The organism is Brevibacterium sp. LAARM3_SD1 (assembly GCF_057364765.1).
Map to the genome: position 1 here is coordinate 24,827 of NZ_JBNFOL010000005.1, position 13,222 is coordinate 38,048.

The 13,222-nt window shown below is 65.0% G+C and carries 15 protein-coding genes and 1 tRNA gene; 5 read left to right on the plus strand and 11 right to left on the minus strand.

Going from position 1 to position 13,222, the window contains the following annotated elements:
• Window positions 1-3: 3 nt before the first annotated feature.
• The gene (locus AC2W7L_RS04025) at window positions 4-678 is read right to left on the minus strand and encodes an HAD family hydrolase (protein WP_167196278.1); all 675 of its coding nucleotides are present in this window, start codon (window positions 676-678) and stop codon (window positions 4-6) included.
• A gap of 22 nt (window positions 679-700) precedes the next feature.
• Between AC2W7L_RS04025 and AC2W7L_RS04030 the strand changes: the two genes are divergently transcribed.
• Complete coding sequence (locus AC2W7L_RS04030; protein ID WP_167196281.1) at window positions 701-1,531, plus strand: proteasome assembly chaperone family protein; 831 nt, start codon at window positions 701-703, stop codon at window positions 1,529-1,531.
• Between the two features lie 56 nt (window positions 1,532-1,587).
• Here AC2W7L_RS04030 and mshC read toward each other — a convergent pair whose 3' ends face one another.
• From mshC to AC2W7L_RS04045, 3 genes are read right to left on the minus strand one after another with little or no spacing between them, the layout of a single operon-like run.
• On the minus strand, window positions 1,588-2,847 hold the full coding sequence (mshC, locus tag AC2W7L_RS04035) for a cysteine--1-D-myo-inosityl 2-amino-2-deoxy-alpha-D-glucopyranoside ligase (RefSeq protein ID WP_167196284.1): 1,260 nt from the start codon (window positions 2,845-2,847) through the stop codon (window positions 1,588-1,590).
• 60 nt (window positions 2,848-2,907) lie between these two features.
• On the minus strand, window positions 2,908-3,720 hold the full coding sequence (locus AC2W7L_RS04040; protein ID WP_486003373.1) for an SCO1664 family protein: 813 nt from the start codon (window positions 3,718-3,720) through the stop codon (window positions 2,908-2,910).
• Window positions 3,721-3,726: 6 nt separating this feature from the next.
• Complete coding sequence (locus AC2W7L_RS04045; protein WP_486003374.1) at window positions 3,727-4,290, minus strand: DUF3090 family protein; 564 nt, start codon at window positions 4,288-4,290, stop codon at window positions 3,727-3,729.
• Between the two features lie 57 nt (window positions 4,291-4,347).
• On the opposite strand from AC2W7L_RS04045, the gene AC2W7L_RS04050 reads away from it, so the two are divergent.
• On the plus strand, window positions 4,348-4,608 hold the full coding sequence (locus tag AC2W7L_RS04050; RefSeq protein WP_025778383.1) for a hypothetical protein: 261 nt from the start codon (window positions 4,348-4,350) through the stop codon (window positions 4,606-4,608).
• A 46-nt stretch (window positions 4,609-4,654) separates the two neighbouring features.
• Here the strand turns inward: AC2W7L_RS04050 and AC2W7L_RS04055 are convergent, their stop codons facing one another.
• Window positions 4,655-5,569, minus strand: coding sequence for an aldo/keto reductase (locus AC2W7L_RS04055; protein ID WP_486003375.1), 915 nt, complete (start codon window positions 5,567-5,569; stop codon window positions 4,655-4,657).
• Window positions 5,570-5,638: 69 nt separating this feature from the next.
• Between AC2W7L_RS04055 and AC2W7L_RS04060 the strand changes: the two genes are divergently transcribed.
• The gene (locus AC2W7L_RS04060) at window positions 5,639-6,475 is read left to right on the plus strand and encodes an undecaprenyl-diphosphate phosphatase (protein ID WP_486003376.1); all 837 of its coding nucleotides are present in this window, start codon (window positions 5,639-5,641) and stop codon (window positions 6,473-6,475) included.
• Between the two features lie 87 nt (window positions 6,476-6,562).
• On the opposite strand, the gene AC2W7L_RS04065 is transcribed toward AC2W7L_RS04060, so the two are convergent.
• Window positions 6,563-7,294 (minus strand): histidine phosphatase family protein, encoded by a 732-nt coding sequence (locus AC2W7L_RS04065; protein WP_486003377.1) that lies wholly within the window; start codon window positions 7,292-7,294, stop codon window positions 6,563-6,565.
• Between the two features lie 58 nt (window positions 7,295-7,352).
• On the opposite strand from AC2W7L_RS04065, the gene AC2W7L_RS04070 reads away from it, so the two are divergent.
• Both AC2W7L_RS04070 and AC2W7L_RS04075 read left to right on the plus strand, forming a co-directional pair.
• Window positions 7,353-7,535: a DUF5703 family protein gene (locus AC2W7L_RS04070; RefSeq protein ID WP_167196305.1), complete on the plus strand. Its 183-nt coding sequence runs from the start codon at window positions 7,353-7,355 to the stop codon at window positions 7,533-7,535.
• Between the two features lie 108 nt (window positions 7,536-7,643).
• Window positions 7,644-8,027 (plus strand): hypothetical protein, encoded by a 384-nt coding sequence (locus AC2W7L_RS04075; RefSeq protein WP_486003378.1) that lies wholly within the window; start codon window positions 7,644-7,646, stop codon window positions 8,025-8,027.
• On the opposite strand, the gene AC2W7L_RS04080 is transcribed toward AC2W7L_RS04075, so the two are convergent.
• From AC2W7L_RS04080 to AC2W7L_RS04100, 5 genes are all read right to left on the minus strand, one after another.
• Window positions 7,981-9,288 carry a M20/M25/M40 family metallo-hydrolase gene (locus tag AC2W7L_RS04080; protein ID WP_486003379.1) on the minus strand — a complete coding sequence of 436 codons (1,308 nt, stop codon included), beginning with the start codon at window positions 9,286-9,288 and terminating at the stop codon, window positions 7,981-7,983. The genes AC2W7L_RS04075 and AC2W7L_RS04080 overlap by 47 nt on opposite strands.
• Window positions 9,289-9,523: 235 nt before the next feature.
• Window positions 9,524-9,611 (minus strand) — tRNA-Leu (locus tag AC2W7L_RS04085).
• An 84-nt stretch (window positions 9,612-9,695) separates the two neighbouring features.
• Window positions 9,696-10,532 carry a MaoC/PaaZ C-terminal domain-containing protein gene (locus AC2W7L_RS04090; RefSeq protein WP_486003380.1) on the minus strand — a complete coding sequence of 279 codons (837 nt, stop codon included), beginning with the start codon at window positions 10,530-10,532 and terminating at the stop codon, window positions 9,696-9,698.
• A gap of 11 nt (window positions 10,533-10,543) precedes the next feature.
• A complete protein-coding gene (locus AC2W7L_RS04095) occupies window positions 10,544-11,896 on the minus strand; it encodes a 3-oxoacyl-ACP reductase (protein WP_486003381.1) in 1,353 nt (450 codons plus the stop codon).
• Window positions 11,893-13,182: an acetyl-CoA C-acetyltransferase gene (locus AC2W7L_RS04100; protein WP_486003382.1), complete on the minus strand. Its 1,290-nt coding sequence runs from the start codon at window positions 13,180-13,182 to the stop codon at window positions 11,893-11,895. Before AC2W7L_RS04100 ends, AC2W7L_RS04095 begins: the two co-directional genes overlap by 4 nt.
• Window positions 13,183-13,222 lie beyond the last annotated feature (40 nt).

The window sequence follows — 13,222 nt, forward strand, 5'->3', positions numbered from 1 at the left end:
GTTTCAGGCGCTCTGCTGAGCGCGGAGACGTCGCAGCTCGGCGACTCCGCGGCCTTCGAGGCTGTCCCAGAGGATGCGGCCCGGACGCGGTTCGAGGTCGACGAAATGCGGGATCCCGATCGCAATGGTTCCGGCCGCCTCGGCGCTGGCCAGGCCCGGCTTCGAGTCCTCCAGAGCCACACAGTCGGCCGGATCGAGGTCGAGCAGGGCCGCCCCGCGCAGGTACGGTTCGGGATCCGGCTTGCCGGCGGACACCTCATCGCCGGAGACGAGCCCGGCGAAGCTCTCGGGAGGGCAGCTGGCGATGACCGCCTCGGCGAGCGGCCGGTAGGACATCGTGACCATGACGCTCGGGATGCCTTCGTCCTTGAGTTCGGCCAGCAGCTCCAGAGCACCGGGACGGAACGGCACGGACTGACGGATCTGTGCGATGACGTTGCCCATCAGGGTTTCGACGATCTCCTCGGCGGGCAGGTCGAGGCCGGCGTCCCGCATCATTCGGGCGGAGACGATCAGCTCGTTGCCGACGAATTCGAGCCCCTGCTCTTCCGACCAGGGCAGGCCGTGAGCGTTCATGAGTTCGGTCTCGGCACGGATCCAATACGGCTCGGTGTCGACCAGGGTTCCGTCCATGTCCCACAGGACAGCGGCAGGGTCGGCTGATGCATGGTTCGTCATACACCCAGCGTAGTCTGGAACCATGAGTATTCTTCCATCCGGGTCCGGGGCACTCGTGTTCATCGCCTTCGAAGGTCAGGATGCCGATGCTTCCGAAGCGGCGAGTTCGCTGGTCAAGGATCTCATCGAGGTCTGGGACCTGAACGACTCCGAGATCCTCGATACTGATGGGTTCTACGAATTCCGCTTCTCCGAACCCGAGATCATTCGCGACGAGGATGGAACCGCCTCGATCGCCTGGCCGGGTGTCGCGGTTCATCGGGGCCGCCTCGGCGAACGGCCGATCACTGTCATCCACGGACACGAACCGGGTCTGAAATGGCGGGAGTTCCTCTCCCTCGTCCTCGCTCACGTCGGTGACGACGATACCGTCGTCCTCCTCGGCGGGCTCCATGCCGAGGTTCCGCATACGCGTCCACTGCCGGTGGTGGCCAATACGGAGGACTCGGAGCTCGCGTCCGAGCTCGGCATCGACGCGAATGGCTATGAGGGCCCCATCGGCATTCTCGGGCTCCTCGGAGTCGCCTGCCGATGGCGGAGTGTCAGGGCGATCAATCTGTGGGTGGGTGTGCCGGACTACCTGGCCGAGTCGCCATCGCCGAAGGCCGAGCTCGCGCTGGCCAAGGCGGTCGAACGCTATGCCGGCATCGAAGTCGACATCCACGTGCTCGAAGAGGAGAGCCGGGCCTGGGAACTCGGCGCCGACGAACTCGTCTCCCTCAACCCCAGGCTGGCCGAACTCGTCAGAGCACTGGAGAAGCAGAACGATTCGGCAGAGCTGCCGGAAGCCAGCGGTGACGCCATCGCAGCCGAGTTCGAACGCTATCTGCGCAAACGCGGCCGCGATAAGTGAACCACGGGCATCCGGGGATCCGGCGGTGAACGCCGATCGCCGTCAGTCCAGCAGCGTCAGTCGAGCAGGCGGATGCCCAGCAGGGCATCGACGGCATCGGCGACGCGGTCGCCGCTGAGCGCCGCGGTCTCCGAAGCCTGGGAGTCTGCGTAGTGTTCGGCCCATTCGTCGAGGATGCCCAGGGCCCGGGGGCTGTCGAGGTCATCGGTGAGTGCTTCGCGCAGCAGGCCGATGATGTGCTCGCGCAGCCCCTGTCGACATTCTGATTCGCATTTGGCCGCGTGCTTCCATGCCTCGAGGCGAGCCTCGGCGATGGACAGCTGCTCCTCGGTGAAGCTCCAGTCGCTGCGGTAGTGGTTGGACAGGATCACGGTGCGGATGACCATGGGGTCGACTCCGCGCTCGCGCAGCTGCGAGACGAGAACGAGATTGCCTTTCGACTTGCTCATCTTCTCGCCGTCGAGACCAACCATCCCGGTGTGCATATAGGTCTTCGCCATCGGCTTCTTCCGCCACGCAGATGCGTGGGCGGCGCTCATCTCGTGGTGCGGGAAGATGAGGTCGTTTCCGCCTCCCTGCACATCGACGGGGAAGCCGAGGTATTTATCGGCGATGACCGTGCATTCGACATGCCACCCCGGTCGTCCGCGTCCGAGAGTTCCACCGTCCCAGGAGGGTTCGCCTTCGCGTTCGGCCCGCCACAGCAGCGGGTCGATGGGGTTCTCCTTGCCCGGGGTCTCGGGATCTCCGCCGCGTTCGGCCGACAGTGCTGCCATGGTCTCCCGATCGTCATGGCTGACGGTGCCGAACGGCGGGGTGATCTGAGTCGACACCCGGTAGTAGACGTCACCGTTGTCGAGGGTGTAGGCGGCCCCCCTGTCCACGAGGTCCCGGACACCGGCGGCGATCTCGTCGACGGATTCGACGACGCCGATGAAGCTGGCCGGCGGGATCACCCGCAGGGCTTCCATATCCTCGCGGAAGAGCTGGATCTGGGAGGAGGCGAGTTCGCGCCAATCGACTCCCGTGGCATCGGCCCGCTCCAGCAGCGGGTCGTCGACATCAGTGGTGTTCTGTGCATAGTCGACCTCGAGTCCCGCATCGCGCCAGATCCGATTGAGCAGATCGAAGGCCACATAGGTGGCGGCATGCCCGAGGTGCGTCGCATCGTAGGGGGTGATGCCGCAGACGTAGAGTCGCGCGGTCTGCTCGGATCCGCGCAGTCGGCGCGGGCTGCGGGTGCTCGTGTCGAATACCGTGGGCACCTTGCCGGTGCTGGTCAGACGGGGCAGTTGAGGTTCGGGCCATGACTTCACGGCACCCAGCCTAACCGAGAGGCAGGCGTTCGGCACTTCCGTACCGCCGTGATGCCTGTTTCAGATCGGCGGCCAGGGAATCACGGTGCGATCGGCGGGTGCTTCGGGGAAGAACTCGGCGGAGAGAAGCCGGTTCGCCCGGTATTTCAGTGCTTCCATTTCGTCGGCCGACAGGCAGTCGCTCAGCTGTGTCCGCAGTGTGTCGTCCATGGCGGCGACTTCCTGCAGGGCATCGATCTCTTCGGCGCAGAAGGAGGTGCGAGAGAAACCCCACAGTACAGTGCGCAGCTTCTCCTCATGGTGGAAGGTCAGGCCGTTGTCGATGCCGAAGATGCCGATATCGGCGGAGGCGGTGCTCGGCAGTGGGCTGCCGGTGATGACATGGCCGGCTTTGCGGTCGGCATTGTTGGCCAGCAGGTCGAAGAAGGCGATGGCTCGCAGCCCCTCGTCGACGGAATGGGAGAGCACGAGATCGCGACCGTCCTCAGTGCGCAGAGCGAAGATCGGGGTGTGATCGACGGGGATTGCGTTCACCGTCGACAGGGTCACCGCTTCGTCAGCCTCGGAGGCTTCGACATAGGCCTGCAGAGAGCCGCGACCGGCGGGCAGGTCGTCGCGCAGCACGGTCGGCGGGACCACTCCGAGGTCGAGTGCGTGGGAGAGTCGGAAGGCTGCGACCTCGCGCAGTGCCAGCGTCTCCAGCGGGAAGTCCGTCAGAGGCCGTTCTCCGGAGATGGGTTTGTACACGGCCTTGATCGCCCGGCCTTCGTGTTCGAGGACGAGCAGGCGGGTGTCGTTGCTGGCGCGTGGGATCGAGCCCATCTCCGTCCAGTCCCCCGCTTCCAGAGCGTCGAGGAGAATCCCATGGTCCATCACAGTTCAGGCGCGCGGGATCCCGTTGGCACGCGGACACAGATGGCCGTCGGGTTCGAGCGGAAGGGAGCAGAACGGACAGTCTCCGCGTCCGGCGCTGACGACCTGTTCTCCGCGGCGGGCGAATTCTCGGGCAGCGGCGGCGTCGAGGACGACGCGCAGGACTTCGCGTTCGACTTCGTCATCATCGGGGTCGGCGGAGGTTCCGGCCTGGGCGTCCGCCTCGGTGAGTTCGAAGCATTCGATGACGAGTTCGTGTTTGACGGTGTCCCAGCCCAGGCTCATCGTGCCGACGCGGAACTCCGGTTCGATGGGAACGTTGAGCCCGGCATTGTCGATGAGATCATCGAGCGCCGTCTGCGGAACCCGGGCGGCCGGGTCCTTGATCATCACCATGTCGAGCAGTTCGGTGATCCGATCGGAGAGGATCTCGACCTGCTCCTTCTCGACGACCACGGTCGTGAGCGCATTGCCGGATTTCGCTTGGAGGAGGAACGTCCTCTCGCCGGGAAGTCCGATTGTGCCGACGACGAAACGATCGGGTGTGGGGTGGTCGTACAGAGCTGCCATGTCTTCAGCCTAGTTCAAACACTTACATGTCGGTCCGGCCTGGGATACATTTGAGTCATGAGCACTGATCCTCGTGAGGCCCTGGACGCATTCCTCGAAGCAGTGAGAGAGCACTACGCTGCATCCGCACACCGCAACGGTGACCAAGACCCCCGAGTCGAAGCCGCTTATATGGCTTTGGCCGATGCCTTCGAAATCTACGAAGACGCGATCTACACAGCGTTCGACGAAGTCACCCCGTTCGAACTCTTCGATGATGTCGAGGATGCCAAGGACGATGACGAGTTCCTCCTCGACGATGATGACGAGGACGACTGAGTGCTTCAGACAGAATCGGAACCGCGGCGCTGAGCCGACGGGCGCTCTAGGCCGGCGGACTCCACGAGATCTGGTCGAGCACCTCGGCGATCTCATCGGCCAATTCGACCGCGCTGGCGGTGACCTCGGCCAGCTGCGCCGGGGTGCGGGGCGAGACCAAGGTGCTGGCGATTCCGTGCTGGCGGTTGAAGGCCAGGGCGATGTCCAAGGGTGAGACACCCAGTGCGGTCGCGGCGCGACGGACGCCGGCGAGCACCCGATTCGACCGCTCGTCGAGGTAGGCACCGGCGTATTCGCTCAGCTCCCCCGCCAGGCGCGAATCCTGCGGTGTCGCGTTCCGGTATTTGTCGGTGAGCACTCCGCGGCCCAGCCCGGCTCCGGCGATGAGTGAGACGTCCGCATAGTCCGTGGCGGGGACAAGCTCAGCCTCCGCCTCGCGATTGAGCAGAGAGTATTCGGCGACGGCACAGGCGACCGGAATTCCGGCACCGCGCATCTCCGCCAGCTGCCAACCGGTGTGATGGGACACTCCGACGTAGCGGATCTTTCCCAACGTCAGCAGCGTCTCAACCGCCGAGGCGGTCTCGGCGCGGTCGACCTCGGCATCGAAGACGTCGAGGACGAGCACGTCGAGGTGTTCGCGACCCACTGTGCGCAGAAGAGATTCGACCTGACTGAGGATTCTCGAGCGCCCGAGTCCGACCTCGATGTGGTCGGGTTCACTCATGGACACGCCCACTCGGGCCAGCACCAGAATCTCTTCGGGAAGTCGCAGCTGCCCGAGCACCTCGGCGGACATCGTGGCCGAACTGGGCAGCTCGATGAGGTTGCCACCTGCGTCTTTGTACTCATCGACGAGGCGTTGGGCGACTTGGTCATCGACCCGATGCCCCCACTCGAAGGTCCCGAGACCCACATCGCTGACTTCCAGACCGGTGGTGCCGAGGCGTTGGTGCTTCATGTTTCTTGAGGTTACCCGATGCTGCGACTACCGTGGTTTCGTTCCTACCTCATATTCTCAAGGAGTCGTATGTACGACTGGTTGGTCGCTGCCGTTCTCGGAATCGTGCAGGCGCTCACCGAGTTCCTCCCGATCTCCTCGTCGGCGCATGTGCGCATCGTCGGCGAACTCATGCTTCCCGGTTCCGATCCGGGCGCGTTCTTCACCGCCATCATCCAGATCGGCACCGAGGCGGCCGTCGTCGTCTACTTCTGGAGCGATATCGTTTCGATCATCTCGAAATGGTGCAAGGCGCTCGTCGGCAAGCATGATCGCCAGGATCCCGAGGTGCGCCTGGGCTGGCTCATCATCGTCGGTTCGATTCCCATCGTCATCATCGGCCTGCTCTTCCAGGACTACATCGAGGGCGCTCTGCGCAGCCTCTGGATCACGGCGACGATGCTCATCGTCTTCGGTCTCATCATCGGCCTCGCCGACTGGGCCGGAAAGCGCGAACGCACCCTCGAGGACATGACCTGGGGTCAGGGCATTCTGTACGGCTTCGCTCAGGCTCTCGCCGTCATTCCCGGCGTGTCACGTTCCGGCGGCACGATCATGGCCGGCCGGTTCATGGGCTTCGACCGTCCTTCCGCGGCCCGCTATTCGTTCCTCCTCGCCATTCCCGCCGTCGTCGGTTCGGGCCTCTACGGCGTGGCGCAGACGCTGGGTCGCAGCGAGGCCATGGTGCTCGGCTGGGGACCGACGATCCTCGCCACGATCATCGCCTTCGGGCTCGGCCTCGTCGTCATCCACTGGTTCCTCAAGTACGTGGAGACGAAGTCCTTCGCCATCTTCGTCTGGTACCGCGTAGCTTTGGGCATCGTCCTCTATATCCTGCTCGGCACGGGAGTCCTCGCCGCCGTCTGAGTCGACGTCCCGTCCTGCACCAGCATGAACTGATCCCGGCACTCGCTCATGAGTGCCGGGATCAGCGCATTCACACGACTGCCGAGATCAGCGCAGTCCGCCGCCGCCGACGGCGGCAGACTGTGCGAGTCCGGCTGCGGTCACTGACATCGCTGCGAGCACCGGCCTATCACCGGAATAGTCGATGACCGTGAATGATCCCGGAGCGACGCTCAGACGTTGGAATTCGTCGAGGGGCATTCCCAGTGCATCGGCGATGATCGCCTTGATGATGTCTCCGTGGGAGACGATCATCGCCCACCGAGGCGGCGCTGGCTTCCCAACGTCGGTCCCTGACTCCGAGGCAGTCCCTGATTTCGAAGCGGCCCCGAGGTCCGCATCGGAGCGTTCCTCCTCGCGCAGCTGCGCCACGAGGTCACGGACGCGGGCCGTCGATCGGTCGGCCGCCTCGGTGATGGATTCCCCACCGGGGAACCTCGCCTGCGACGCTGACGTCACCACGGTCTTCCATAGGGGCTCTCGCCCCAGCTCTTTGAGCGTTCGTCCCGTCCACTCGCCGTAGTCGAGTTCGATGACGGCGTCATCGACGGCAATGTCATCGAATTCGGCCACCTCCGCCGCGACCATCGCGGTCTCTTCGCATCGCTGCAGCGGCGAATGCAGAAGGCCGGCGAAGTGCCGGTGCGGCAGCAGTTCGAGATTGGCCCGCAGGGCCCGTCTCCCCTCGTCGGTGAGAGACACGCCGGGGGCGCGTCCGGCCAGGATTCCGGAGACGTTGGCGCTGGAGAGGCCGTGCCGCAGAAGAACGATGACGGGCATACCGCCAAGACTAGCCCAGATCGTCTAGGGTGAGGCTATGAAACGTCAGCGTCCACGTATGACCTACGAGTTCCGGAAGGTCTCGTTCTCTCGTGATGTGCCGCGTTCGGTCAGCCTGCAGGAACTCAACGACCAGGCGGAATACGGACAGTGGGAACTCGCTCGGACCCGCATCTCCGTCGGCGGAGTCCGCACCGTCTGGCTGCGCCGGAAGATCATGCCGCTGACTCTGAGCAGCTGATGGTGTGAGGTCTTCCTCCCTCGTCACTGTGCTCACCGCTGGTTTCGTCACGATCGCTGCGGGAGCGGCGATGTCCTGCAGGGACGAGCGAACGGCCTGCTCGGTCAGGTGCTCGGCCACGCCGTCTTCGCCGCGTTCGTCTCATTCGTCGTCGGATTCCTCTGTGTCGGCATCGCCCTTGTGGTCTCGGCCCGTTCACGAGGGGCGGCCCGACGACTCGTCGCACTGCTGCGTGAACTCATCGTCGATTCCACCGATCTGCCGCCCGGAGGTCGGCAGCGGCTGGGAGTGCTGCTGCTCAGCTTGTTCGCGCTCTTCGGCAATCTGGTCGGGGCGTTGGCACTCGATGCGCTGCTGCCGATCCCGGGCTCCGACGTCACGCTGACCACGGTGCTCAGCGCTGCTGGAGTGCTCGTCGGGATCGTGACGGTGCTGCCGGTCCCGGTCATGCGTTCATCAGGAAGTCGCCGAGAACCCGCGTCCCGAACTTGAGCGCCGAGATCGGCACCCTCTCGTCGACGCCGTGGAACATGGCCGGGAAGTCGAGGTCGCCGGTGAGCTGGAGCGGGGCGAAGCCGTAGCCGGTGATGCCGAGCTCGGCCATCGACTTGTTGTCCGTGCCTCCGGAGAGCGTGTAGGGCAGAACCTTCGCGCTCGGGTCATCGGCTAGCAGGCTCTTCTGCATCTGCGCGACCAGCGGAGTGTCGAACGGCGACTCGAGCGCCTCGCCTTCGTCCTCTGCGGAAATATCGATGCCCTCCCCCGCGAGCTCCTTGATCTTGAGCATCACGTCTTCGTGCTGACCCGGCAGTGTGCGGCAGTCGACGTAGGCGGTCGCGGTGCCGGGGATGACGTTGTGTTTGTATCCGGCTTCGAGGAACGACGGGTTCGAGGTGTTCTGCAAGGTCGGTGCCACGAACTTCTCGACCGATCCGAGCTCGGCGAGCAGCTGCGGGATCGTCTCTGCCGTGAACTCGATCCCCGTGAGCTCCGAGACGCCTTCGAGCAGCTTTCGCGTGGCCAAGGGGATCTCCTGAGGCCACGGGTGATTGCCGATCCTCGTGATCGCGGCGGCGAGCCGCGTGACGGGGTTGTCGTCATTGCGCTGAGACCCGTGTCCGGCGGTGCCGTGAGCGATGAGGTTCAGCCAGGCCAGTCCCTTCTCCGCCGTCTGAATGAGGTAGACGCGCTGTCCTCGCACGTCCACGGAGTAGCCGCCGACCTCCGAGATCGCCTCGGTGGCTCCGGAGAACAGTTCGGGCCGGTTGCGCACCATATGACGGGCGCCGTAGTTGCCTCCTGCCTCCTCATCGGCGAAGAAGGCGATCACGAGGTCTCGGCGAGGGGTGAGTCCTTGGGCCAGCATCGCCCGGACGGAGGCGACGATCATCGCGTCCATGTCCTTCATGTCCACCGCGCCGCGGCCCCACAGCAGACCGTCCTTGATGACGCCCTCGAAGGGGTCGACACTCCAGTCCTCCGCGGCTGCGGGAACGACGTCGGTGTGGCCGTGGACGACGAGAGCCGGAGCCTGCGGATTCGAGCCCTTGACACGGGCGACGAGATTGGCCCGTCCCGGTGAGGATTCGACGATTTCGGACTTCAGGTCCACCTCGGCGAGCCAGGAGGCGATGAGCTCAGCGGCGGGCAGCTCCGGGTTGGCTTTGTTCCCGCCCCAGTTCTGAGTGTCGATGCGGATGAGCTGACGGCACAGTTCGGTGACTTCGTCCTCTGCGGCACTGAAATCAAACACGGGGACTCCCCTCGGTGGTGGGTGGATCACGCGGCAGTGCTGTGATCGGCCTGACAGTCACCACCGTATCCCACCCGCGGTGGTGATCGCCTCGACGTTCGATCCGCACCCGCGTGTTCAAAATTCATCCGTGGTGTTGAAGAACGGGGCATCCGCACTTCGAACCAGCGGAAGTCACTGGAGCCGAATGCGAAGATGGCCTCCGGATCGAAATCCGGAGGCCATCTCCTCGTTGTGCGCGAAGGGGGACTTGAACCCCCACGCCCGATAAGTTGGGCACTAGCACCTCAAGCTAGCGCGTCTACCAATTCCGCCACTCGCGCTGGCAACAGAGATAACTCTACATGCGCGAAACGGTGTCGCAAAATCGAAATCGGCATTTGTGACGCACTCCACTTTTTCGGCTGTCAGTGCAGGTCGGCCACCTGCGAGAGCACATGCGGTTTGCCTGTCTTCAGGTCGAAGACGGCCGACTCCGCGACCTCGTGGCGGCGCCCTGAAGTGAGGGCATAGCCGACCGTTCCCGGCAGCAGGATCGGCTTCGCGAACGACACGTCCCAACGGTAGGACTCGAGGCGGGGATCCATCGCCGAGAACGCCCGAGAGGCGCTGTACATCCCGTGTGCGATCTGCTTCGGGAAACCGAATCCCTTCGCGGCCAGACCGTTGAGGTGGATCGGGTTGTAGTCTCCCGAGACCTTCGCATAGCGCTGGCCGATGATCGGATCCAGACGCCATACGGCGCTCGCCTGCGGCGCCGTGAACTCGAAGTGCAGCACCTGCGCCTTCGGCTTGGCTCCCGACAGCTTCCGCCCCTTGGCCAGGTACGTGGAGACCTCGTCCATCACGGGTCGTCCGTCGACCTTCGCCTCGAGCCGCACCTCGATCGTCGTGCCCTTCGTGTGCTCGAAGGGACCGGCGAGTTCGAGGTGGAAGTCGACGACCTCGCCGAGGCGGGCCTGCGAATGCATATCGACGCGGTTGTGGATGTGGACCATCCCCATCATCGGCAGCGGCACCTCGGGATCGGCCAGCAGCTGCATGCTCAGCGGGAAGCCGAGGATGTGCAGATAGCCGGGGTGGACGATGTCGTCCAGGCCGTGGCCGACGACATGGGCGAAGCCAGCATAGGCGACCGGTTCGAGCGGGATGCTGCGATCGATCGCATAGTCCGGCAGCTCCGGACCGGTGCGCGGTCCCACCGGCAGGGTCTTGAGCAGGGCACGAGCGTAGATGGGAAGCATCGAATCCGCCATCATGCACCCACCATGTTCTGACCGCACACGCGCAGGGTCTGTCCGTTGATGCCGCGAGCACCGCTGGAGGCGAGGAAGCCGATGGCTTCGGCGACGTCGACCGGCTGACCGCCCTGCTGCAGGCTCGAGAGCCGGCGGGCGACCTGGCGGGTCAATGTCGGCATCTTCGCGGTCATATCCGTTTCGATGAACCCGGGCGCCACCGCGTTGATCGCGCCCCCACGAGCAGCGAAGTCCTCCGCCGAGGCGGCGGTGAGTCCGATGACTCCGGCCTTCGAAGTCGCGTAGTTCGTCTGGCCGCGGTTGCCCGCGATACCCGACGTCGAGGCCAGGGAGACGACCTGGGCGCCGTCGGCGAAGAGTCCCTTCTCCGACAGGCGCGCATTGATCACCGTCTGCGCGGCGATATTGACGGCGATGACGGAATCCCATTTGGCCGCGTCCATGTTCGCCAGCATTTTGTCTCGAGTGATGCCGGCGTTGTGGACGAGGATGTCCACGGGTGCTCCGAGCGCCTCGGTGATCTTGTCCGGGGCATCGGCTGCGGTGATGTCGAGCTGCAGCGACTTGCCGCCGATCCGGTTCATCACCTGCGCCAGCGCCTGACCGGCCTGCGGCATGTCGACGCCGACGACGTAGGCGCCGTCACGGGCGAGATTCTCGGCGATCGCGGCTCCGATTCCGCGTGCGGCACCGGTCACCACAGCGGTGCGTCCGGCCAGCGGGCCGGCATCGCCGGTGGACATGAATTCGCTCAGGCTCAGTCGCTGCCCGGCGTCGGAGGAGACCGTGAGGAACTGGCCGGAGACATAGGCGGATTTGCCGGAGAGCAGGAACCACAGGGCCGCTGCCACCGAGGGTGCGGTGAGGTCGACTCCGTCGAGCAGGATCCCGTTGGCGGTGGCGCCGGCGCGCATCTCATGGGCGACCGACCTGGTGAAGCCGGTGATGCCCTGGGCGGTGGCGGCCTGCTCCGGCGTCTGGCTCTGCGCATCCGGTGCCGTCGAGATGGTGATCACTCGACCACAGGCGGCCAGTGAACGCAGGGCGGCACCGACTTCGAGGACGACCGGTGACAGATCGGCCGGAGACTGCGCATCGTCGAGGACGGCGATGACAGCCCGCAGCTTCTCACCGGTCTGGGCGTTGCGGCGGACCTCAAGTCCGTTCTCCAGCAGCTGATCGGCCAGGCCTTGGGCGCCGGGACCAGCACCGAGGACGAGGACCGGCTTGTTCTCATAGGACGCCGGGGTGGAGCCGAAGCGGTTGAGTTCGACCGGCTGCGGCAGGCCGAGGGTCTTCGCAACCTGCTTCAGCGGTCCGTTGACGAGGGAGAGATAGGTGTCTTTCATGCTGCCTCCACAATCGCAGTGAGTCCCTGTCCGCCTGCGGCGCAGATCGAGACCAGGGAGCGCTTCTTGCCGGTGGTCTTCAGGTGCTTGGCGGTGCTGGCGATGATGCGTCCGCCGGTGGCGGCGAAGGGGTGACCTGCGGCCAGGCTCGAGCCCAGCGGGTTGAGCTTGTCGCGGTCGATGGTGCCCAGTGCCGCATCCAGTCCGGCCTTGTCCTTGCAGAACTCTTCGGATTCCCAGGCGGCCAGGTGCGAGAGCACAGTGGAGGCGAATGCTTCGTGGATCTCGAAGACATCGAAGTCGTCGAAGGTCAGCCCGTTGCGGGCCAGCAGCCGCGGAACTGCGTAGGCAGGGGCCATGAGCAGACCTTCGTCGCCGTCGACGAAATCGACGGCGGCTGCTTCGGCGTCGACGAGGCGCGCCAACGGGGTGAAGCCGTGTTCGGCGGCCCAGTCCTCGCTGCCCAGCAGCACCGAGGAAGCGCCGTCGGTCAGCGGAGTCGAGTTGCCGGCGGTCATGGTCGCCTCGGTGGCGAGCTTCCTGCCGAAGACGGGGTTGAGCTTCGCCAGGGATTCCACGGTCGAGTCGGCACGCATGTTCGTATCGCGGCTGACCCCGAGGTACGGAGTGGTGAGATCGTCGAAGAATCCGGACTCCCAGGCCGCGGCGAGGTTCTTGTGCGAGGCCACGGCGAGTTCGTCCTGAGCCTGTCGGCTGATGCCCCAGGCAGCCGTGGTGATCGCCTGGTGCTCGCCCATGCTCAAGCCCGTGCGCGGTTCGCCCGTGCTCGGTGCCTGCGGCGCGAGGTAGGCAGGGCGGATCTGCGAGGCGATCTTCGCCTTCTGCGCCATCGTCTTCGCACGGGTGAGTTCGAGGAGGATCTCGCGCATCGAATCGTTGATGACGATCGGAGCGTCGGACGTCGAATCCACGCCGGAGGCGATTCCGGACTCGATCTGTCCGGCGTTGATCTTGTTATTGAGGCTGACCACGGCTTCCAGGCCGGTGGCGCAGGCCTGACCGAGATCGAAGGCGGGCGTCGTCGGCGCCAGGGCCGAGCCGAGCACGGCCTCACGGGTGAGGTTGAAGTCCTTCGAGTGCTTGAGGACGGCGCCTCCGGCGACTTCGCCGATATTCTCGCCGGCCAATCCGAAGCGGGCGACGAGCCCGTCGATGGCCGAAGTGAGCATATCGAGGTTCGTGGCCTTCGAGTACTGCTTGTTCGAGCGGGCGAACGGAATTCGGTTGCCGCCGAGGATGACGGCGCGGTTGTTGGGAGCGGACATGTGCACCTCCGAGTGGTTGATTTAGCCGATACCGACAGTA